Origin of the sequence: Variovorax sp. Root473 (assembly GCF_001426505.1) — a bacterium.
Lineage (GTDB): Bacteria > Pseudomonadota > Gammaproteobacteria > Burkholderiales > Burkholderiaceae_C > Variovorax.
Window position 1 is genome coordinate 430,182 of sequence record NZ_LMEV01000020.1, and the last position, 20,794, is coordinate 450,975.

The window sequence follows — 20,794 nt, forward strand, 5'->3', positions numbered from 1 at the left end:
CCTGCCATGACAACCATCGCCCACCACCCCGTCCGCCGCCCCGCCGCCGCCCCGCGCGGCGCCAGGCCGATCGACGCCGAGCCCGTGCCGCCGGCAGGACCACCTGAGCGCTGCTGGACCGCGCTGCTGGAGGCGGGATGCAACGGCACGCTGTGCGTCCGGCAGGGCGCCGAGGTTACGGCCGTGCGAACGGCCGCAGGCTGCCTGCTGGTGCCGGCGGCCGGTGACACCGTGCTGTGCTTCGGCACGGCACCCGGCGACATCTGGGTGCTCTCGGTGCTGGAACGCTGCGCCGGCACGCAGGAGCGCGTGCTCCGGTGCAGCGGCGACACGCGCCTCGTGGTGGACGGAGGGCAGCTCGCGCTCGAAGCCGATCAACTGCACCTGGCGTCGCAGCGCCTGGGCGTGCGCGCCGCCACCGCCACCGTGTCGCTCGATTCGACCGAGTTCATCGGCGATCGGGTGCGCATGATCGCCGGCACGGTCAAGCTCGTGGGCAGCCTGCTGAGCACGGTGATGGACCGCGTCAACCACTTCAGCCAGCACTACCTGCGCACGACCAAGGGGCTGGACCGCGTGAATGCGGCCCACATCGAATGCGATGCGACCGAGCTGCTGCACCTGCGCGGCGAGCATGCGCTGATCAACGGCGCCAAGCTCGTGAAGACACGCGGCGCGCAGATCCATTTCGGCTGAGGCAGCACCATGTTCGCCAACTGCCAGATGATGGGAACGGACATGGGGTTTCCCGATGTCTGCATCACGCCCGCCGCGCCCTCGCCGATCCCGGTGCCCTATCCGAACATCGCGATGGGGCCGATGGCCATTCCGAACTGCCCGACGATCCTGTTCATGTGCACGCCGGCCCACAACCTCGGCACGGTCATTCCCATGACCAACGGCGACAACCCGGGCGTGTTGCTGGGGGTGGCGTCCGGCACGGTCATGGGGCCCAGCCGCCATCTGACAGGCGCCTTCACGGTGCTGCTGAACAGCATGCCCGCCACGCGCCTGACCAGCACCTCGCTGCAGAACAGCACCAACTGCCCCGGCGTGCGCACGGTGCCGAGCCAGACGCTGGTGCTCCTGCTAGCGCCCTGAGGTGCATGCCGTGCGCACCTTGGCACCACCGTGCCGCTATGGCATACCTCTTCCGGCGAGATTGCCAACCCGCCCCCCGGAATGAATACTCCTTTGGACTTCGCCCGCGCACGCGCGGGCCGTGTTCGGGCGTAACCGCCCCGGGGGCCGACTCATGATCCATATCGCTGTCATCACACGGCAGGGCGCCCCGGCAGGGCCGGCCATTGCCGCCGATTTCGGTCCCAGCGGGGGCACCATCGGCCGTGCCGACACCAACACGCTGGTGCTCGACGACCCCGACCGCACCGTCTCGCGCGTGCACGCGCAGGTGCTGTGCCGCGACGGCCAGTACTTCATCGTCGATCGCGGCAGCAACGCGATGCAATGCAACGGCGTGTCGCTGGGCGCGGGCAAGGAAGCGGCGCTGACCGACGGCGCGCGGCTCGTCATCGGCAGCTTCGAACTCTCGGTGCGCGTGATGGCGGCTGCGGCGGCGCCACGCGCGCCGGTCATCCCCAACACCGTGATGTCGGCGCCGGCCGCCGCGCCCGCCGCCAGCAGCGACGATCCGTTCGCCGACCTGCTTGCGGGACTGGGATCGCCGGCCGCTCCCGCGCCGGCGCCTGCCGCAGCCCGCGCCGCCGCGCCTGCCGAGTCACTGCTCTTTCCCGACCCGATGGCCAGCGGCTCGCGCAATGCGCAGGCCGACCAGGTCGATCCGTTCGCGAACCTGCTGGGCCCCACGCCGTCGGCCGCACCCTCTGCGGGGCTCGGCGCGCTCGACGATTTTTCCGACCTGGGCGCGCCGCCCGCGCACGGCAAGGCCGCGAGCATCGACGACCTGTTCGGCGGGTCGCCGGGCGCCGGTGGCATCGGCGGCGATCCGCTCGCGCTGTCGCCGCTGGCCGATCCGCTGCTGCAGCCCAACACTGCATCGGACGCCGACCCGCTGGCCGCCCTGCAGCGCGCCGCGCCCGCCACGCCGGTGCCGCGTTCCGATCACCTGCCGATCGACCAGTTCGGCTTCGAGCCGCCGAAGGCCATCACGCCGCCACCGCCGCCGCTCCCTGCGCCTGCGCCCGTGGCCCCGCTGGCGAAGTTCGACGACGTGACCGGCCAGCCGATCCGCATCAGCGGGCCCGAGAACGCCGGCCGCGTCGCCGAGCCGCCGCCCCCTCCGCCACCGCCGCCGCCCGTGTATGTCGCGCCGCCGGCAACGCCAGCAGCCACACCATCCGCACGCGCCGCCTCCGACGACGAGCTGCTCGCCGCCTTCCTGCGCGGCCTGGCGAGCACGCACCAGCCGCCCGAGATGCTCACGCCGGGCCTCATGGAGCGCATCGGCTCGATGCTGCGCACGGCCACCGAGGGCACGCTTCAGCTGCTGCTCACGCGCCAGGAGTTCAAGCGCGAGGTACGCGCCGAGGTCACGATGATCGCGTCGCAGGCCAACAACCCGCTCAAGTTCTCGCCCACGGTCGAGGTCGCGCTGGCGCACCTGCTGGGCCCCGGCGTGCGCGGCTTCATGCCGCCCGAAGCCGCGATGCGTGACGCCTTCGACGACCTGCGGGCGCACCAGTTCGGCGTGATGGTGGGCATGCGCGCGGCGCTGGCCCATGTCATCGGGCGCTTCGAGCCGGCCGAGCTCGAGAAGAAGATCAGCGCCAGGACCGCGCTCGACGCGCTCTTTGCCGCCAACCGCAAGGCCAAGCTCTGGGACCAGTTCGTGGCGCTGTACGGCGGCATCGCGAGCGAGGCCGAGGACGACTTCCACAGCCTCTTCGGCAAGGCCTTCCTCGCGGCCTACGAAGAGCAGATGGCGCGCCTGAAGTCGGACACCTGAAGACCACCAGAACCACCCCAGCACTCGCGAGGCACCCCGCTTGGAAATCGAAATCGTCACGCTCTCCCGGCAGGGCGGGCGCACCTACAACGAGGACGTGCACGGCCACTGGCACGACGAGCGCTATGTCGCCTGCCTCGTGGCCGACGGCGCGGGCGGCCACGGCGGCGGCGACGTGGCGGCGGCCACGGTGCGCGCCAGCGTGCTCGGCGGCTTCTCGGGGGCGCCCTCGCTGGACGAGGCCGCGCTGCGCGCGCTGATCGAGCGCGCCAACCTGGACGTGGTGGCGCGCCAGGCCGAAGGCGGCAAGCTCGCCGGCATGCGCTCCACGGTGGTGTTCGCGGTGATCGACCTGGAGCGCGAGGTGCTGGCCTGGGTCCACAGCGGCGACAGCCGTGCCTATCTGTTCCGCGGCGGCGCCATCGTGGCGCGCACCACCGACCACAGCCTGGTGCAGCAGATGGTCGCGGGCGGCATGCTCGACGAGGAGGGCGCGCGCCTGCATCCGCAGCGCAACATGCTGCTGTCGGCACTGGGCTCGATCGAGGAGGCGCCCGACATCGCGGTGTCCGACCGCATGCGCCTCCTGCCCGGCGACGTGCTGCTCTTGTGCAGCGACGGCGTGTGGGAGCCGCTGGGCGACGAGTGCCTGGTCGACACGCTGCACGCCTCGCGCACGCCCAGCCAGTGGACCGAGCTGCTCGACGCGCAGATCAAGGCCAACGCCAAGCCGGGCCACGACAACTACACGGCGCTCACGCTGTGGGTGATCGAGGACGCCGACGACGACATGACGCGGCTGCTGCCCGAGAACGTCGCGTCGACAGACCCCTGAGCGTGGCGCCATCCTTCAAGCAAAACGCCCATCCGATGGATGGGCGTTTTGCCTGGGGCCGCTGAGATTGTTCAGCTGTACTTGCTGGCCTTCTTCTTGACTTTCTTCAGCGCGCTGCGCAGCAACGCGGGCATGTCTTCCCGGTTCGGCAGGTTGCTGTAGTTGTCGATGTTCTGCTCTTCGCAGCTGTTGGCGCAGCCGTTGTTCAGCAGGTCGAGCGCGTAGCGCGTCTTGCTGATCGTGCTGGACGCACCGGGCTCGCGGAACGGATCGAAGATGCCGTCCGGCAGGACCTTGCGCCCGCGTGCGATCGCCTGTTCCTGGAAGTGCGTGATGTGCTTCTGCGTGACCGGCCCGTAGTAGCCGTCCACCGCGATCACTTCGTTCCAGTTGGGAGGCGGGTCGAAGTCGTGGTTGAAGCCGAGCAGCTCGTAGTAGAAGATCTTGAACAGGGCCTGCACCAGCATCACGTCTTCACGCGTGTTGGAGCCGATCCGTCCGACCGACCAATCGGTGTTGTAGGTCGTGTGCAGCTTGCCGCTGGTACCGATGAGTGTGGTGCTGAATGCCATGGCATTGCTCCGGTGAGGACACGGGCAGGGACCGGCCCCGGCACCGTGCGGTGCCTGGGGCGGACGGGGCTGGCGGGTCCGTCGCCCGTCAGCGTGTTTCGGTGGTGGCCACGTTCCAGCCGAACTTCACCTCGCCGCCGCCAGCGCCCTTTTCGTCCTGGCCCTTGTAGGCGAACTCGATGTCTTTGAAGCTGCAGGACACCTGCTCGTGCACGTCGCCGCCCTGTGCGCCGCCGGGGCCCACGCTGGAGATGAAGACTTCCTTGAGCGTGACCTTCAGGTACTCCTGCTGGCCTTCGCCCGACTTGCGGCAGGTCATGACCATGTCCTTGAAGTGCTTGCCGCTCACGCAGTTCTTGGCGAGCACGGGCGATGCCTTGTCGTAGGTGTGCGTGAAATTGAATTCACCCGGCGTGGCCTTGCCCTTGCCCGAACCGCCGCCCGATCCCGCGCCCGATGCGTTGCTCACGTTCCAGGACCACGACGAAATCTCGATCTCGTCCTTGTGGTCCTTGTGAGAAGACTCGCCCTTGACGCCGTCGAGCTTGATGTGAAAGTCAGATGACATGTTCCTACTCCTTGGAACCCGATTGCATTCGGGCGGTTGATGATCGAAACGGAAAAAATGGCTGCCGGCGGTGGGAGAAAAGTTCCGATGCCCGGCAGCTACTCATAGAACGAAACGGAACCCGGAATTCAAGAAGAATTCGCAGATTTTTTTCAGCCCGCGCCCTTGGCCGTCGGCAGCTTGGACACCAGCCGCAGCGAGACCGTGAGGCCTTCGAGCTGGTAGTGCGGGCGCAGGAAGAACTTGGACGTGTAGTAGCCCGGGTTGCCCTCGACTTCTTCCACGATCACCTCGGCGGCGGCCAGCGGCTTCTGGGCCTTGGTGGTTTCCGACGAGTTGGCGGGGTCGCCGTCCACGTAGTTCATGATCCATTTGTTGAGCCAGCGCTGCATGTCCTCGCGCTCCTTGAAGCTGCCGACCTTGTCGCGCACGATGCACTTCAGGTAGTGCGCAAAGCGGTTGCAGGCAAAGAGGTAAGGCAGGCGCGCCGCCAGGTTGGCGTTGGCCGTGGCGTCGGGGTCGTCGTACTCGGCCGGCTTGTTCAGCGACTGCGCGCCGATGAAGGCCGCGAAGTCGGAGTTCTTGCGGTGGATCATCGACAGCAGGCCGGCCTTGGACAGCTCGGCCTCGCGCCGGTCGCTGATGGCGATCTCGGTGGGGCACTTCTGGTCCACGCCGCCGTCGTCGCTGGGGAAGGTGTGCAGCGGCAGGTTTTCCACCGCGCCGCCCGACTCGATGCCGCGGATGCGCGAACCCCAGCCGTACAGCTTGTACGAGCGGTTGATGTTGGTCGCCATCGCATAGGCGGCATTGGCCCAGGCGTACTTGCTGTGGTCGGCGCCGGCGGTGTCTTCCTCGAAGTCGAACTCTTCCACCGGGTTGGTGTTGGCGCCGTAGGGCGTGCGCGCCAGGAAGCGCGGCATGCACAGGCCCAGGTACTTGGAGTCGTCCGACTCGCGCAACGAGCGCCAGCCGGCGTACTCGGGCGTGGAGAAGATCTTGGTCAGGTCGCGCGGGTTGGCCAGCTCCTGCCACGACTCCATCTGCATGAGGTTGGGGCTGGCGCCGGTGATGAAGGGCGCGTGGGCCGAGGCGGCGATCTTGGCCATCTCGCCGAGCATCTCGACGTCGGGCGGGCTCTGGTCGAAGTGGTAGTCGCCCACCAGCGCGCCGAAGGGCTCGCCGCCGAACTGGCCGTACTCTTCCTCGTAGATCTTCTTGAACATCGGGCTCTGGTCCCAGGCCGCGCCCTTGAACTTCTTGAGGTTCTTGGCCAGCTCCTGCTTGGAGATGTCCATCACCCGGATCTTCAGGTTCTCGTCGGTCTCGGTGTTGTTCACCATGTAGTGCAGGCCGCGCCACGCACTCTCGAGCTTCTGGTAGTCGGGGTGGTGGATGATCTTGTTCACCTGGTCGGTGAGCTTGGCGTCGATCGCGGCGATCATGGCCTGGATCGACTTGGTCACGTCCTTGCCGATGACGGTGCTGTTGCTCAGCGCCTGCTGCGCCAGCGTGAGCACGGCGGCTTCGACGGCGCTCTTGGCTTCGTCGCTGCGCGGCTTGAATTCTTTCTGCAGCAGCGACGAAAAGTCGCTTCCCGCGTACGCAACGTCTTTCAGTGCGCTCTGCTCGAGTGCGTCGGCCATGATGGTTTCTCCTCGTGTACCGGTGTGTGTCTGTCAGGAATCGGGGCTGGGTGACGCTCAGGCGGCGGCTTCGCCGTCCCCGGGCTTCTTGCTGGCGGCCAGCGTCTGCAGCAGGGCCGGGTCTTCGAGCACCTTGGCCAGCAGGTCTTCGGCGCCGCCCTTGCCGTCCATGTAGGTCACGAGGTTCGACAGCTGCGTGCGCGCTTCGAGCAGCTTGTTGAGTGCGCCGACCTTGCGGGCCACGGCCGCGGGCGAAAAATCTTCCATGCTGTCGAAGGTGAGCTCGACCTTGAGGTCGCCCTCGCCGGTGAGCGAGTTCTCGACCGCGAAGGCGGCGCGTGGCTTCATGGCTTTCATGCGGGCGTCGAAGTTGTCGACGTCGAACTCGAGGAACTTGCGGTCGGCCACGGACGCGAGCGGGTCGGCGGGCTTGCCCGACAGGTCGGCCAGCACGCCCATCACGAAGGGCAGCTGGATCTTTTTCTCGGCGCCGTACAGCTCGACGTCGTATTCGATCTGCACCCGGGGCGCACGGTTGCGTGCGATGAATTTCTGACTGCTCTTGGCCATGGCGATGCTCCTTGCGGGAATGAAGGGGAACGGGTGGAAACGGGGGCGGTCATTCGGACTGGCGTTTGCCCGTCACGGTTTCGATGGTGTCCATCGCGTTGGGCGCGAGGTTGGCCATGATGTCCAGGAAGCTCACGCCGATGAGCTTCTTGGCGCGTTCGATCAAGAGCGGGGCGGGGTTGCCGGGCTCGGCCTGCTCGAGGTAGCGGATGACGCGGTCGAGCATCTGCACCGCGTCCTGGCGGTTCTGGATCTCGCCGCGCGTTGTGGCGGGTCGGGCGGCGTTGCCGGAGGGTGCGTCGCTGTCTGCGGTTGTGCCTTCCTCGGCAGACACCTCCGGCGCGCCGGCTGCCGCCGTGCAGGCCTTCGCGACCGCGCGTGCGACGGTGCGCAGCGTGCCCAGGTCGATGGCATCGGTGCGGCCGGTGCGCTCGCCCAGCAGCTTCTGCAGGCGGTCGAGCAGCGCGGGAAGGCCGATGGCGGCCTGCAGTTGTTCGGGGTGCGCGGCGTGCAGGGCCTCGAGCCCGCCATGCACCTGCGCCGGCGAATACGAAGCCTCGCCGCCGACGGCGTTCAGCACGCCGTGCGCGATGGCGATGTCGCGCACGCGGATCGGGCCCACGCCGGGCGCGTTGCCCACCACGGCGTCGTACAGGTCGCGCGGCACCATGTTCTCGTCGCCCAGCGGCGCGAGCGCGTTCAGGCGCATGGTGGGGTCGTTGTCGTCGTCCGCATCCAGCTTTGGATGTATGCCGTCCCAGAAGGTGTCGAGCAGCGAGGTGAGCAGTTGCAGGCCGGCGGCGAAACCGGCCGTGCCTTGCAGGCGCGTGGCGCCGCGCAGCAGCAGCATGGCCGCGCGCACGTCCTTGCTGCGGCGCAACTGCGCATCGGCGCGCTCGGCCACGTCGCGCCAGTCGGGTTCGACGGCGGGGATCACGGTGTCGCCGAACTGCTGTTCGGCCTTGCCCTGCGCCGCAGCGGTGAGCGCCATGAAGTCCGCGTCGTACTCCAGGTCGTCCCCGCAAGGCGAGGCCTCGCCGATGGGCGTGAGCAGTGCGTCGGCGAGTTGTGGAGTCAGCATGTTGCCTGTTCGAGTTCGCTGGTGATAATCAAAGATGCGTCAGGACCGGTCAATGCAACGAAGGGAATAGCATGCGCACGCTGGGTACACACCATTCGTCCTATGAGAGCCTCCTTGCCGTCGCATCGCGGCGCCGCATCGCAGCCCTTGGCCTTGCTGCAGCGGGTCTTTGGCTGACGGGCTGTGCGAGCAAACCGGTGGTCACGCCGGTGTCGATCACGCTCACGGCCGCCGCCGATGCCAACCCCGACGCACGCGGCCGCGCCTCGCCGCTCACCGTGCGCGTCTATGCGCTCAAGTCGCCGGGCCCTTTCGAAGGCGCCGATTTCTTCTCGCTGTTCGAGAAAGACCAGGCCACGCTCGGCGCCGAGCTGGTGCAGCGCGAAGAGATGCTGCTGCGGCCTGGCGAGAGCAAGAAGCTCGACCTCACCTTGCCGGCCGATGCCAAGGCCATCGGCGTGATGGCCGCGTTCCGCGACCTCGATCGCGCGCGCTGGCGCGAGGTGCGCGCGGTCACGCCGGGCCAGGCGCAGGTGCTCAACGTGACCTTCGGTGCGCGGCAGATCCGGGTGGACGCGGCCAGGTAGCTTTGGCGTCTTCGCGCGCTGACAACGTTCAGCGCGCCACCGTTTCGAGCGAGATGAAATCCGCGATCAGCCGCTCGCTGTTCCTGCTGGCGGCCAGCGCCTCGCGCAGGCGCAGCAGGTAGGCCGAAGCCATCTCGTACGGTGGGCGGTCGGAGGTCTCGCTGAACGGCATCGGCGCCGACAGCACGGTGATCAGCACGTTGCCGAACGGCGGACTCACGAGCCAGCTCGACGGGATGTCGTGCCCGATCTCCAACGACTCGCCTGCGCGCAGCCGCGTTGGCGCCGGCCCGGTGTTCAGGTGCATCACCGAACCGTCGGCCGTGTAGTAGTCGACCCAGATGTAGCTCTCGTGGTGCGGCGCGACCACTTGCACGCGCACGGTATCGCCCTCGCGCAGCCGGCCATCGGTCGCCGACAGGGCGCTCACGCTGAGCCCGTGTTTCTTCTGCCGGTTGCGAGCCTGCGAGGGCTTGAGGATGGCGAACACCTCGCAGTGCGGCCACACGCGCAGCCCGATGTTGAAGTGGGGCGCGCGCACGCCGGGAATGGCCGTCACGTCGTCCACCACTTTCAGCAGGTCGTCGCGCTGCGAGACGAAGCCGGTCACGCGCGGGCGGCCGTCGGGGTCGATCGACGCCTCGAGGTCGGCGCAGGCGTAGCTGGCGAGCTGCTGGTCGATGCGCTGCGTGAGCGCGGTGTCGGCCGCCGGCGGACCGACCAGCCAGAGCCACAGCAGGACCAGCGACGGCAACAGCACCGCGAGCGCGGCCGCGGTGCGCCGCAGGATGCGGTCGCGCCGGCGGCGGCGCAGGGCGGCCAGGCCGCGCGGGTCGCCAGGGTCGCCCGCATCCCGCCAAGGTGGGTCGCGCAGTGCCTGCGCGGGACGCTCCTGCGCGAGGCCTTCGAGCCCGAGTTCGGGCGGGCGCGGCTGCAGTTGCCGGCCGTGCAGGTCCTTCAGCTTGCCGAGTTCGCCGTCGTCGCCCGATTCGAAGTAGTACTGGCCCTTGAAGCCATGCGCGAGCGCGTGCCAGTAGACCTCGCGCACTTCGTGATCGTTTGCGCCGAGTGCCGAGAGATGGTGGAAGAACTCGCTGTGCGCGTTGTTGGAGTTGAACAGCTGCACCTGCAGCGGCGCGGCGCCGTCCACCACATCGGGGTGGCGCCCCAGGATCTCGTCGAGCCACGCGACCATGGCGAAGGCGGCCGACTCGATCTGCGTGGCATTGGCGCCGCCGTTGCGGGCATCGGCGCGCGCGGTATCGAGCAGCCGCAGGGCTTCGCGCTGGGCATGGTCATGGGGGAGGGTGGGCCGGCCAGCGGCAATCGATGCATCCAGGCCGAGACCGAAGGCAATGAAGGGCGAGAAGCAGTCGAGCAGGCGGGCCATGAGGGATGCCCGCTTCTCAAGCGTGCATTGCGAAGCATGCCTTGCACCGGCGTCTGCAGCGATCGCACATGCCCAAGTCCCCGGTCGTTCGAGTAGGCCTTCATTTTTTCAAGCGGCTGCGGGGCCCGCCATACCCCTTGGGGTCTATGCCGTTGGTAGGGCGCGGCGGCCTTGTGGGACAGCACAATCACCGCTATCTTCGCAGTCGCAGAAGAATCCGATGCACATCGACGTTGGGACACTGGGGTACGCCATGAAAATTCTGATCGCCGACGACCACCGGCTCGTCATCGAGGCGGTCAAAGCCAAGCTGTCGGAGCTGGGCGCGGGCATCGAGTTCGTCCTGGCGCTGAGCGTCGACGAACTGCTTGCCGGCGCGACCGACGATCTCGACCTGGCCCTGATCGATCTCAACATGCCCGGCGCCGACGGGCAGGCCCATATCGACGAGATTCGCCGACGGCATCCGGCGGTGCCCGTGATCGTGCTGTCCGGCTACGAAGACCCGGCCATCATGCGCAGCGCGCTCGAACGCGGCGTGCTCGGTTTCATTCCCAAGGCCTATTCCCCCGAAGTCATGCTGTCGGCCGTGCGCCTCGTGCTGGCGGGTGGCGTGTATGTGCCCCCGATGATGCTTACAGCACTGCCGCCGGGCATCGTGGCCGGCGTGTCGCCGACGTCTGCCGCGGGGGGCGAGCCCTTTGCGCGCGGCGGCAATGGCGCCAGCGGCCAGACCCTCGAGCACCTGCGCAGCGTGCTGACCGAGCGGCAGGTCGAGGTACTGCAGCTGCTGTCGCAAGGCAAGCCGAACAAGCTGATCGGGCGCAGCCTGGGCATCAGCGAAGGCACGGTGAAGATCCATCTCGCAGCGATCTTCCGCGCGCTCAACGTGCGCAATCGTACCGAGGCGGTGGTGGCGGCGCAGGCGCTGACGGAAGCGCAGCAGGCCTGATGCGCTCAGTCGGCGGCAGCCGACACCGGACGCCGCATGAAGCCGCGCGAGGGCACGATCCATTCGACGATCTGGTCCGTTGCGGGCGCGTGGGTCGTTGCGTCGTCGGTGAACAGCATGCCCTCCTCCGCCAGCAGGAAACGTTGTGAGCCCAGCGCGTGGAGCGTGGCGCCGCCGAGGTCCAGGGCCTGCGGCCCGGAGTCAGCCGGCAACACCCATCGCACTGGCCCCGGCGCCGCAGCGCGCAGTGCTGCCTCGTGCGGTGCATCGCCGGGCACACGGTTGATCAGCGCCCAGCCTTCGGTGCCGCCGATGAGAAAACTGTTGAGGCCGCTGTCGTGCACGACGCGCACCACGCGCGCCGACAGCGGCGTGACGCGGCCCGCTTCGAGCACATAGCGGCCGCCGCCCTGGCCGTCGGGATCGAGGTGGCCGATCTCCTCGTAGGCGGGCTCTTCCATGTTCACCGGCCGGCGGCCCGCGGGCCCGTCGGCCAGCCGCGGCATGGTCAGCGGGATGCGGCGCAGTGCGTGCGCATGCGCCATGAAGTCGTCGACGCAGGCGAAGGTGGCCAGGTGTTCGAGCACGCGCCGCGTCACGTTCATCAACTTGAGGCCGCGTGCGGGGCTGACTGCATCGGCGGGCTTCAGCCACAGGTGTTCGACGGTCTCGCGTCCATCGGGGCGCACCTCCTGGCCGGCGGGCATGGCGGCCGCGAAGAAGCGCGTGTCGAAGCGGCGCGGCATGCCGGGCGGCGTCAGCCAGTGGCTGAAGTAGGCGACGCGTTCGACGGCCAGGCACCAGCCGCGTTGTGCGCACAGCGCGAGCAGCGCATCGGTGCTGCGTTCGGCGGCTGCGCGCATGGCGTCGAGTTCACCCGACGTGAGCGTGAGCAGCTCGACCGGCCGGCCCTGCGCATCGCTGGCGAGCAGCAGGCCGGCTTCTTCGAAGCATTCACGGATGGCAGCTGCGTGGAAATCGAGGCCGCCTTCGGGAAGGCCGAGGCGCGCGCTCGCGGTGGCATCGTCCAGGCCGGCGCACAGCGGATGCAGCAGGCGGTCGTGCGCATCGACCATGCCGCCCGGAAAGACGCTGGCGCCGCTGTTCTGGTCATTGGCTTTCTCGGCCCGCCGCAGCATCAGCACTTCGAGGCCTTCGGGGCCATCGCGCAAGACGACCAGCGTGGCGGCGGTACGGATGGGGCGAGGGGCGGAGGGCAGGGGCGTCGTGGGGGTCATGGACGCCTATTTTGCGGCCGGGCGAGAATGCGTGCCTCGCGCTTCCACCATCCACTTCGCTCCCCCGGGGGCCGCCTGTCTTGGACACTCTTCGCACCGACCTTTCCCGATTCGACGCGGCCATCGTCGACCTCGACGGCACCATGGTCGACACGCTCGGCGACTTTGCCGAGGCCCTGAACCGCATGCTGCGCGACCTCGACCTGCCGCCGGTGCCGCCGGCCGCCATCGAGCACATGGTGGGCAAGGGTTCGGAGCACCTGATCCTGTCGGCGCTGGCGCACGTGGGCGCGCAGGCCCCGGCGGCGCTGTTCGATCGCGCGTGGGAGCGCTACCAGCACCACTATCTGGAGATCAACGGCCGCCATTCGGCCGCGTACCCCGGCGTGGTCGAGGGCCTGAAGGCGCTGCGTGCGCGCGGGCTGCGGCTGGCCTGCCTCACGAACAAGCCGACGGATTTCGCCAAGCCGCTGCTGGCCGCGAAGGGGCTCGACGGCTTCTTCGAGCAGGTGTTCGGCGGCGATGCCTTCGAGCGCAAGAAGCCCGATCCGCTGCCGTTGCTGAAGACCTGCGAAGCGCTCGGCACGGTGCCGGCGCGCACGTTGATGGTGGGCGACTCGAGCAACGACGCGCGTGCCGCGCGCGCCGCCGGCTGCCCCGTGGTGCTCGTGACCTACGGCTACAACCACGGCGAGCCGGTGCGCGGCGTGGATGCGGACGGGTTCGTGGATTCGCTGGCCGAGCTCGCGGCGGCCTGACGGGCCGCCCGGCTGCTTACTGCTTTCCGAGCAGCGCGTCCTTCAGCTTCCAGTCGGCCGGGTTCGGGCCCAGCCAGATGCGCATCAGCGCATTGAAGAACGCCACCTCCTTCACCGGGTCGGGCTGCGGCACGCCGCGCACCGTGATCAGCGTGCCCGTGCCGGGCACCCAGTCGATGGTGAAGGTATCTCCCGCCTTGAGCTGCTTCTGGTCCGCGAACATCTGGCCCATGCGCAGCAGCCCGGGGATCAGGTTGACCATCTCGCTCTTGGGCGAGTTGTCTTCCACGCCCTTGACGAAAAGCTTGCCGAGCTCGTTGGCATCGATGTCGCGCAGCATCGTGATCGCCACGCGCTTGGGGCCCGGCACGGCCAGCGCCTCCTCGGTGGTCGAGGCCTTCTTGCCCAGGTACAGGCCCGCCGTGTAGACCTTGATGATGGTCTTGTAGCGGATGCCCGCACCATTGAGCTGCAGCGAAGTGCCGCGCAGGTCCGTCTGCTCTTCGAGCTTGACGCCGGCCACGTCGATCTGTGCCGCCGAGGCGCCGCCGCAGAACATGGCGGAAAGAAAAACGAGCGCCGCGAGGCGGGAGAACACGGCCGGGTGCGGGAGGGCGAACAAGTGAATCTCCTTGAGTTTGCGAACGGTCGTGCGAATGTATCTTTTCGTTTTATCGCACAAGGCCCGGGGGAACCCTGAAGCCCAGGGTTGCACAAGGCGCCGTTTTCGTGGGCTAAACTCGGCGCTCCATGTTCGTTCATCACATCATTCAAACAGGTGAAGGCAGCCGGGGAGCCTGGCCCTGGCGTCGCCATACATCGCTGACTGTTTGATTGCACGGCGCACGCCGTGCGCCCGCGGTTCCGGATCGATCGCATCGATTCCGGGCCACCAGTGAATGACCTTGCCACCGGCCAAAGGAGCGCCGGCAGGCAACTGGAGAATGATCCGTGATCACCGAACTTGAATTCAAGAGCCTCAGCGCCCAGGGCTACAACCGCATCCCGCTGATGGCCGAGGCCTTTGCCGACCTCGAAACCCCTCTTTCCCTGTACCTCAAGCTCGCCCATTCGCAAGGCGGCGGCAAGCACAGCTTCCTGCTCGAATCGGTCGTCGGTGGCGAGCGCTTCGGGCGCTACAGCTTCATCGGATTGCCCGCGCGTACGCTGCTGCGTGCCTCGGGATTCGGCGACGAGGCGGTCACCGAGGTGGTGACCGACGGCCAGGTCGTCGAGACCGCCAAGGGCAATCCGCTGGACTTCGTGGCCGACTATCAGAAGCGCTTCAAGGTCGCGCTGCGGCCCGGCCTGCCGCGCTTCTGCGGCGGCCTGGCGGGCTACTTCGGCTACGACACGGTGCGCCACATCGAGCGAAAGCTCGAAAAAAGCTGCCCGCCCGATGCGCTCGGTTGCCCCGACATCCTGTTGCTGCAGTGCGAAGAGCTGGCCGTCATCGACAACCTGTCGGGCAAGCTCTACCTGATCGTCTACGCCGACCCGAAGCAGCCCGAGGCCTATGCCGTGGGCAAGCGCCGCCTGCGCGAGCTGAAGGACAAGCTCAAGTATTCGGTGAGCGCGCCCGTCGTGAAGCCCACGCAGGCGCACCCGCCCGAGCGCAGCTTTGCCAAGGCCGACTACCTCGCGGCCGTCGAGCGCGCAAAAGAGATGATCGCCGCGGGCGACTTCATGCAGGTGCAGGTGGGCCAGCGCATCAGCAAGCGCTACACCGAATCGCCGCTGTCGCTGTACCGCGCGCTGCGTTCGCTGAACCCGTCGCCCTACATGTACTACTACAACCTGGGCGACTTTCATGTGGTGGGCGCCTCGCCCGAGATCCTGGTGCGCCAGGAGAACACGGGCGACGGCGAGCAGAAGATCACCATCCGCCCGCTGGCCGGCACGCGCCCGCGCGGTGCCTCGATCGAGCTCGACAAGGCGGCCGAGGTGGAGCTCATCAACGACCCGAAGGAGCGCGCCGAGCACGTGATGCTGATCGATCTGGCGCGCAACGACATCGGCCGCATCGCCAAGACCGGCACCGTGAAGGTGACCGAGGCCTTCGCGGTGGAGCGCTACAGCCACGTGATGCACATCGTAAGCAACGTCGAGGGCACGCTGAAAGATGGCATGACCGCCATCGACGTGCTCAAGGCGACGTTCCCCGCCGGCACGCTGACCGGCGCGCCGAAGGTGCATGCGATGGAACTCATCGACCAGCTGGAGCCCACCAAGCGCGGCCTGTACGGCGGCGCCTGCGGCTACATCAGCTACGCGGGCGACATGGACGTGGCCATCGCCATCCGCACCGGGATCGTGAAAGACCAGATGCTGCACGTGCAGGCCGCGGCCGGCGTGGTGGCCGACTCGGTGCCCGAGCTGGAGTGGAAAGAAACAGAAGCCAAGGCGCGCGCACTGTTGCGTGCGGCCGAACTGGTCGAGGAAGGCCTGGAATGAGCAACGCACCTGATATCCAGAACGACTTCTCGCACGAGATCATCGGCGCCGCCGTCGAGGTGCAACGCGTGCTCGGCACGGGACTCGACGAAGGGGCCTATGCTGCGGCACTGGCCATCGAACTTGCCGAACGCGAGATCGGCTTCACGCGCGACGTGGCGCTGTCGGCCAGCTACAAGGGGCGCTCGCTGGGCGATGTGTACCGCGCGGGCTTCGTGATCGAGCAGTCGGTCATCGTCGAACTCAAGGCCGTCGATGTGCTGACCGACCTGCACCGTGCGCAGGTGCTCGCGGCTTTGCGCCTGTCGGGCCTGAAGCTGGGCCTGCTCATCAACTTCAACGTGTTCCCCGTCGTGAAGGGCGTGCACCGGATTGTGAGCAAGCCATGAAACTGCTGATGATCGACAACTACGATTCGTTCACCTACAACATCGTCCAGTACTTCGGCGAGCTGGGTGCGGACGTGCAGGTGCATCGCAACGACGAGATCTCCGTCGCGCAGATCGGCGAGCTGATCGCTTCGGGCGTGACGCGGCTGGTGGTGTCGCCGGGTCCGTGTTCGCCGGCCGAGGCGGGCGTGTCGGTGGCGGCCATCGAGGCCTTCGCGGGCAAGCTGCCCATTCTTGGCGTGTGCCTGGGCCACCAGGCCATCGGCGCGGCTTTCGGCGGCAAGATCGTGCGCGCGCAGCAACTCATGCACGGCAAGACGAGCGAGATCACGACCACGCAAGAGGGCGTGTTCGCGGGCCTGCCCGAGAAGTTCGTCGTCAACCGCTACCACTCGCTCTCGATCGAGCGCGAGAGCTGCCCGAAGGAACTGGCGGTCACCGCATGGACTGACGACGGCGAGATCATGGGCGTGCGGCACACCGGCTTTGCGCACGAGGTGCGCATCGAAGGCGTGCAATTCCATCCCGAATCGATCCTCACGGAGCACGGCCACGCCATGCTCAAGAACTTTCTGGACTGACCCACCATGACTGAACGCACTCCCATCGTCGACCTGCGCAGCGACACCGTCACGCAGCCCACGCCCGCGATGCGCGAGGCCATGGCGGCTGCGCCGCTGGGCGACGACGTCTTCGGCACCGACCCGAGCGTCAATGCGCTGCAGGAGAAGATCGCTGCGCTGCTGGGCTTCGAGGCGGCGCTGTTCGTGCCCACCGGCACGCAGAGCAACCTGTGCGCGATCCTGTCGCATTGCGGCCGTGGCGACGAGTACATCGTCGGCCAACAGGCGCACGCGTACCGCTGGGAGGGCGGCGGCGCCGCGGTGTTCGGCAGCGTGCAGCCGCAGCCGCTGGACCACGCACCCGACGGCACCTTGCCGCTCGCGCAGATCGAGGCGGCCATCAAGCCCGACGACGCGCACTTTGCGCGCACGAAGCTGCTGGCGCTGGAGAACACGCTGGGCGGCAAGCTGCTGCCTTTCGAGTACGTGCAGGCCGCGACCGACCTGGCGAAAAGCAAGGGACTGCAGCGGCACCTCGATGGCGCACGGCTCTTCAACGCCGCCACCGCACAGGCCGCGCTGAACAAGCGAACCGACATTCGCGCCGAAGCCCGCCGCATCGCGCAGTGCTTCGACAGCGTGTCGGTGTGCTTCAGCAAGGGCCTGGGCGCACCCATCGGCTCGACGCTGGTCGGCTCGCGCGAGTTCATCGCGCGCGCCCACCGCATCCGCAAGATGGCGGGCGGCGGCATGCGACAGGCGGGGTTGCTGGCGGCCGCGGCCTCGCATGCGCTCGACCACCACATCGATCGCCTGGCCGACGACCATGCGCTGGCGCAACGGCTCGCACAGGGGCTCGAAGGCATCGAAGGCCTGAAGGTCGAGGCGCCGCACACGAACATCGTGTTCGTCGATCTCACCGGCGCGGCGCAGGCGCGTTCCGCGGAACTGCTCGCCAGCCTCAATGAGCAGGGCATCCTCGCGACCGGGCTGTACCGTCTGCGCTTCGTGACGCACCTGGATGTCGATGCCGCGGGCGTCGACCGCGCCGTCGCGGCGATCCGCGGCTTCTTCAAGGCCTGAGGCCTGCCGATACGCACATACCGAGGAGACATTCCCATGATCACCCCCCAGGAAGCGCTGCAGCGCACCATCGAACACCGCGAAGTCTTCCACGACGAGATGCTGCACATCGTGCGGCTCATCATGAGCGGCGAGTGCTCGCCCGTGATGATGGCTGCGCTGATCACCGGCCTGCGCGTCAAGAAGGAAACCATCGGCGAGATCACCGCCGCCGCGCAGGTGATGCGCGAGGTGTCGACCAAGGTGCCTGTGGCCGACACCACGCACCTTGTCGACATCGTCGGCACCGGTGGCGATGGCTCGCACACCTTCAACATCTCGACCTGCTCGATGTTCGTTGCGGCCGCGGCCGGCGCCAAGGTCAGCAAGCATGGCGGACGCAGCGTGTCGAGCAAGTCGGGCAGTGCTGATGTGCTGGAGTCGCTGGGCGTCAACATCAACCTCAAGCCCGAGCAGATCGCGCAGTGCATTGCGCAGGTCGGCATCGGCTTCATGTTCGCGCCGAACCACCACCCCGCGATGAAAAACGTCGCGCCGGTGCGCAAGGAACTCGGAATCAAGACCATCTTCAACATCCTCGGGCCGCTGACCAACCCGGCCGGCGCGCCGAACATCCTGATGGGCGTGTTCCACCCCGACCTCGTGGGCATTCAGGTGCGCGCGCTGCAGCGCCTGGGCGCCGAGCATGCGCTGGTGGTCTACGGGCGCGACGGCATGGACGAGATTTCGCTGGGCGCGGCCACCATGATCGGCGAGCTCAAGGACGGCGAGATCCGCGAGTACGAGCTGCACCCGGAAGACTTCGGCTTCCAGATGGCGAGCAACCGTTCGCTGCGCGTCGAGACGCCCGAGCAATCGAAGGCCATGCTGATCGGCGTGCTGGACAACCAGGCCGGTCCGGCGCTGGACATCGTGCTCCTCAATGCAGGCGCGGCGCTGTACGCGGCCAACGTGGTCGACTCGGTGCCGGCGGGCGTGGAGCGTTCGCGCCAGGCGATTGCATCCGGTGCGGCCAGGGCCAGGCTCGCCGAGCTGGTCGCAGCCTCCACCTCCTTCTGAGAATCAGGCCGTCGTGCCATCGAAAGCAGAGCAAGCCATGTCAGACATTCTCGACAAGATCGTCGCCGTCAAACGCCAGGAAGTCGCTGCCGCGCTGAAGCGCGCCCCGCTCGAGGCCGTGCGCTTCGATGCCGAAAGCCGCGTGCTCACGCGCGACTTCGAGGCCGCGTTGCGCGCCAAGATCGCAGCCGGCCAGGCGGCGGTGATCGCCGAGGTCAAGAAGGCCAGCCCGAGCAAGGGCGTGCTGCGCGAAGATTTCATTCCAGCCGACATCGCGCAAAGCTATGCCGAGGGCGACGGCACGGTCAGCGCGGCTTGCCTCTCGGTGCTGACCGACAAGCAGTTCTTCCAGGGCGGCGTCGACTACCTCAAGCAGGCGCGCGCCTCGTGCGACCTGCCCGTGCTGCGCAAGGATTTCATCGTCGACGCCTACCAGGTGTACGAGTCGCGCGCGATGGGTGCTGACGCGATCCTGCTGATCGCCGCCTGCCTCGACGACGCGCAGATGAAGGACTACGAAGCCATCGCGCGCGGGCTGGGCATGGCGGTGCTGGTCGAGGTGCACGACGCGGCCGAACTCGAGCGCGCGCTGAAGCTCAAGACGGCGCTCATCGGCGTCAACAACCGCAACCTGCGCAACTTCGAGGTGTCGATCCAGGCGACGATCGATCTGCTGCCCAGGCTGCCGGCGGACCGTCTGCCGGTGACCGAGTCGGGCATTGCCACACGCGAGGATGTCGCCACGCTGCGTGCAGCGGGCGTCAACGCCTTCCTCGTCGGCGAAGCCTTCATGCGCGCCAAGGAACCCGGCGAGGCGCTCGCCGCATTGTTCAAATGACGCGGCCGGACCAGCTGTCGAGCAGCGATCCTGCCGACTGGCCGGTGGCGCCAGGCTGGCAGCCGCTGGTCGATGATTTCTTCGCCAGCGCGGTCGGGCAGAAGCTGCAAGGCTTCCTGCGCGAGCGCCTCGACGCCGGCGCGGTGATCTTCCCGCCGCAGCCGCTGCGGGCGCTGGAACTCACGCCGCCGGAAGACGTGCGGGTCGTGATCCTGGGCCAAGACCCGTACCACGGGCGCGGGCAGGCCGAGGGACTGGCCTTCTCAGTGGCGTCCGGAGTGGCCCTGCCGCCATCGCTGCGCAACATCTTCAAGGAGCTCCAGCGCGACCTGGGCACGCCGCCGCCGGCGTTCCCGAACCCGGGTGGCAGCCTCGTGAAGTGGGCGACGCATGGTGTACTGCTGCTGAACACCTGTCTCACCGTTGAAGAAGGCCAGCCGGCCAGCCATGCAGGGCGCGGCTGGGAGGTGCTGACGGACGCCGTGATCCGTCATGTGGCGCAGGGGAAACGCCCTGTTGTTTTTATGCTATGGGGTTCGCACGCACAGAGTAAGCGTGCGTTGATTGACGTTGAACGCCATAAGGTGCTGATGTCGAATCATCCCTCGCCGCTCTCGGCGCTTCGCCCCCCGGTCCCGTTCATCGGCTGCGGCCATTTCAGTCAAGCCCGTGCATGGCGTGAGGCGCAGCAGTCGGGAGGCTCCGAACTTCGCTGATAATCAGAGGCTTCACACCTCGAGCAGGTTTCCTCGCTTCATCTTTTGCTGGGAATCCTGAGTGGTCACAAAATCGTGCTATATTTCGAGGTTCGCCGGAGAGGTGGCCGAGTGGTTAATGGCAGCAGACTGTAAATCTGCCCTCTTACGAGTACGCTGGTTCGAATCCAGCCCTCTCCACCAGCGATGAATTTGGTTTCTAGGAGCGATTGGATCTAGCGCTTTGGGTGCCTTGAAGTGCCCCGATGCGGGAGTAGTTCAATGGTAGAACCCCAGCCTTCCAAGCTGATGACGCGGGTTCGATTCCCGTCTCCCGCTCCAGAGACCCGGTTCGGCGCCGGAAGCGATTTGGTTAGAACAAAAGCCCTTTTGGCTCAGTGGTAGAGCACTCCCTTGGTAAGGGAGAGGTCGCGGGTCCGATTCCCGCAAAGGGCACCAGTTTTCTGGGGTTGCAACGACAGGCTTGCGACCCATCTGCATGCGTTGAAATCGTTTTTTTCGGAGTCGAAAAATGGCAAAAGGTAAATTCACCCGCACCAAGCCGCACGTGAACGTGGGCACGATCGGTC

The 20,794-nt window shown here is 67.5% G+C and carries 22 protein-coding genes and 3 tRNA genes; 17 read left to right on the forward strand and 8 right to left on the reverse strand.

Features of this window, described 5'->3' with window-relative positions; all coding sequences use genetic code 11:
- Positions 1 to 6 precede the first annotated feature (6 nt).
- The 4 genes from ASD34_RS26640 (at position 7) to ASD34_RS26655 (ending at position 3,761) form a co-directional block, all read left to right on the forward strand.
- Positions 7 to 696, forward strand: coding sequence for a DUF3540 domain-containing protein (locus ASD34_RS26640; protein WP_056584562.1), 690 nt, complete (start codon positions 7 to 9; stop codon positions 694 to 696).
- 9 nt (positions 697 to 705) lie between these two features.
- Positions 706 to 1,101 carry a DUF4150 domain-containing protein gene (locus ASD34_RS26645; protein WP_056584565.1) on the forward strand — a complete coding sequence of 132 codons (396 nt, stop codon included), beginning with the start codon at positions 706 to 708 and terminating at the stop codon, positions 1,099 to 1,101.
- Positions 1,102 to 1,255: 154 nt separating this feature from the next.
- Complete coding sequence (gene tagH, locus ASD34_RS26650) at positions 1,256 to 2,926, forward strand: type VI secretion system-associated FHA domain protein TagH (protein ID WP_056584568.1); 1,671 nt, start codon at positions 1,256 to 1,258, stop codon at positions 2,924 to 2,926.
- 40 nt (positions 2,927 to 2,966) lie between these two features.
- On the forward strand, positions 2,967 to 3,761 hold the full coding sequence (locus ASD34_RS26655) for a PP2C family protein-serine/threonine phosphatase (protein WP_056584571.1): 795 nt from the start codon (positions 2,967 to 2,969) through the stop codon (positions 3,759 to 3,761).
- A 71-nt stretch (positions 3,762 to 3,832) separates the two neighbouring features.
- On the opposite strand, the gene ASD34_RS26660 is transcribed toward ASD34_RS26655, so the two are convergent.
- The 5 genes from ASD34_RS26660 to tssA form a co-directional block, all read right to left on the reverse strand.
- On the reverse strand, positions 3,833 to 4,333 hold the full coding sequence (locus tag ASD34_RS26660) for a peptidoglycan-binding domain-containing protein (RefSeq protein WP_056584573.1): 501 nt from the start codon (positions 4,331 to 4,333) through the stop codon (positions 3,833 to 3,835).
- Between the two features lie 88 nt (positions 4,334 to 4,421).
- Entirely contained in the window at positions 4,422 to 4,901 is a 480-nt protein-coding gene (locus ASD34_RS26665) for an Hcp family type VI secretion system effector (RefSeq protein WP_056584576.1), read from the reverse strand.
- Positions 4,902 to 5,053: 152 nt separating this feature from the next.
- A complete protein-coding gene (tssC, locus tag ASD34_RS26670) occupies positions 5,054 to 6,547 on the reverse strand; it encodes a type VI secretion system contractile sheath large subunit (protein ID WP_056584579.1) in 1,494 nt (497 codons plus the stop codon).
- Between the two features lie 57 nt (positions 6,548 to 6,604).
- Positions 6,605 to 7,117, reverse strand: coding sequence for a type VI secretion system contractile sheath small subunit (gene tssB / locus ASD34_RS26675; RefSeq protein ID WP_056584581.1), 513 nt, complete (start codon positions 7,115 to 7,117; stop codon positions 6,605 to 6,607).
- A gap of 49 nt (positions 7,118 to 7,166) precedes the next feature.
- Positions 7,167 to 8,198, reverse strand: coding sequence for a type VI secretion system protein TssA (gene tssA, locus ASD34_RS26680; RefSeq protein ID WP_056584584.1), 1,032 nt, complete (start codon positions 8,196 to 8,198; stop codon positions 7,167 to 7,169).
- 71 nt (positions 8,199 to 8,269) lie between these two features.
- On the opposite strand from tssA, the gene tssJ reads away from it, so the two are divergent.
- The gene (gene tssJ / locus ASD34_RS26685) at positions 8,270 to 8,785 is read left to right on the forward strand and encodes a type VI secretion system lipoprotein TssJ (protein WP_056584587.1); all 516 of its coding nucleotides are present in this window, start codon (positions 8,270 to 8,272) and stop codon (positions 8,783 to 8,785) included.
- A 28-nt stretch (positions 8,786 to 8,813) separates the two neighbouring features.
- Here tssJ and ASD34_RS26690 read toward each other — a convergent pair whose 3' ends face one another.
- Positions 8,814 to 10,175: a DotU family type IV/VI secretion system protein gene (locus tag ASD34_RS26690; protein WP_056584589.1), complete on the reverse strand. Its 1,362-nt coding sequence runs from the start codon at positions 10,173 to 10,175 to the stop codon at positions 8,814 to 8,816.
- Between the two features lie 253 nt (positions 10,176 to 10,428).
- On the opposite strand from ASD34_RS26690, the gene ASD34_RS26695 reads away from it, so the two are divergent.
- Positions 10,429 to 11,127, forward strand: a complete 699-nt coding sequence (locus ASD34_RS26695) for a response regulator transcription factor (RefSeq protein ID WP_056584592.1) — start codon at positions 10,429 to 10,431, stop codon at positions 11,125 to 11,127.
- A 5-nt stretch (positions 11,128 to 11,132) separates the two neighbouring features.
- Here the strand turns inward: ASD34_RS26695 and ASD34_RS26700 are convergent, their stop codons facing one another.
- The gene (locus tag ASD34_RS26700; RefSeq protein ID WP_056584594.1) at positions 11,133 to 12,365 is read right to left on the reverse strand and encodes an NUDIX hydrolase; all 1,233 of its coding nucleotides are present in this window, start codon (positions 12,363 to 12,365) and stop codon (positions 11,133 to 11,135) included.
- An 80-nt stretch (positions 12,366 to 12,445) separates the two neighbouring features.
- Between ASD34_RS26700 and ASD34_RS26705 the strand changes: the two genes are divergently transcribed.
- Positions 12,446 to 13,123: a phosphoglycolate phosphatase gene (locus ASD34_RS26705; RefSeq protein WP_056584597.1), complete on the forward strand. Its 678-nt coding sequence runs from the start codon at positions 12,446 to 12,448 to the stop codon at positions 13,121 to 13,123.
- Positions 13,124 to 13,139: 16 nt separating this feature from the next.
- Here the strand turns inward: ASD34_RS26705 and ASD34_RS26710 are convergent, their stop codons facing one another.
- Positions 13,140 to 13,682 (reverse strand): chalcone isomerase family protein, encoded by a 543-nt coding sequence (locus ASD34_RS26710; RefSeq protein WP_082549133.1) that lies wholly within the window; start codon positions 13,680 to 13,682, stop codon positions 13,140 to 13,142.
- Positions 13,683 to 14,074: 392 nt separating this feature from the next.
- Here ASD34_RS26710 and trpE point away from each other — a divergent pair, with 392 nt between their 5' ends.
- The 10 genes from trpE to ASD34_RS26760 all read left to right on the forward strand — a co-directional run bounded on the left by trpE (position 14,075) and on the right by ASD34_RS26760 (position 20,663).
- A complete protein-coding gene (gene trpE, locus ASD34_RS26715) occupies positions 14,075 to 15,577 on the forward strand; it encodes an anthranilate synthase component I (protein WP_056584602.1) in 1,503 nt (500 codons plus the stop codon).
- Positions 15,574 to 15,966: a GxxExxY protein gene (locus tag ASD34_RS26720; protein WP_056584604.1), complete on the forward strand. Its 393-nt coding sequence runs from the start codon at positions 15,574 to 15,576 to the stop codon at positions 15,964 to 15,966. The genes trpE and ASD34_RS26720 overlap by 4 nt, the downstream gene beginning before the upstream one ends.
- Complete coding sequence (locus ASD34_RS26725; RefSeq protein WP_056584607.1) at positions 15,963 to 16,547, forward strand: aminodeoxychorismate/anthranilate synthase component II; 585 nt, start codon at positions 15,963 to 15,965, stop codon at positions 16,545 to 16,547. The genes ASD34_RS26720 and ASD34_RS26725 overlap by 4 nt, the downstream gene beginning before the upstream one ends.
- Positions 16,548 to 16,553: 6 nt before the next feature.
- A complete protein-coding gene (gene ltaE / locus ASD34_RS26730) occupies positions 16,554 to 17,612 on the forward strand; it encodes a low-specificity L-threonine aldolase (RefSeq protein WP_056584610.1) in 1,059 nt (352 codons plus the stop codon).
- 36 nt (positions 17,613 to 17,648) lie between these two features.
- The gene (gene trpD / locus ASD34_RS26735; RefSeq protein WP_056584614.1) at positions 17,649 to 18,671 is read left to right on the forward strand and encodes an anthranilate phosphoribosyltransferase; all 1,023 of its coding nucleotides are present in this window, start codon (positions 17,649 to 17,651) and stop codon (positions 18,669 to 18,671) included.
- A gap of 37 nt (positions 18,672 to 18,708) precedes the next feature.
- Entirely contained in the window at positions 18,709 to 19,509 is an 801-nt protein-coding gene (trpC, locus tag ASD34_RS26740; RefSeq protein WP_056584617.1) for an indole-3-glycerol phosphate synthase TrpC, read from the forward strand.
- Positions 19,506 to 20,225 (forward strand): uracil-DNA glycosylase, encoded by a 720-nt coding sequence (locus ASD34_RS26745; RefSeq protein ID WP_056584620.1) that lies wholly within the window; start codon positions 19,506 to 19,508, stop codon positions 20,223 to 20,225. Before trpC ends, ASD34_RS26745 begins: the two co-directional genes overlap by 4 nt.
- Positions 20,226 to 20,322: 97 nt before the next feature.
- Positions 20,323 to 20,408 (forward strand) — tRNA-Tyr (locus ASD34_RS26750).
- A gap of 64 nt (positions 20,409 to 20,472) precedes the next feature.
- A tRNA-Gly gene (locus tag ASD34_RS26755) sits at positions 20,473 to 20,546 on the forward strand.
- Positions 20,547 to 20,588: 42 nt separating this feature from the next.
- Positions 20,589 to 20,663: transfer RNA gene (locus ASD34_RS26760), tRNA-Thr, on the forward strand.
- The last annotated feature ends 131 nt before the right edge of the window (positions 20,664 to 20,794 follow it).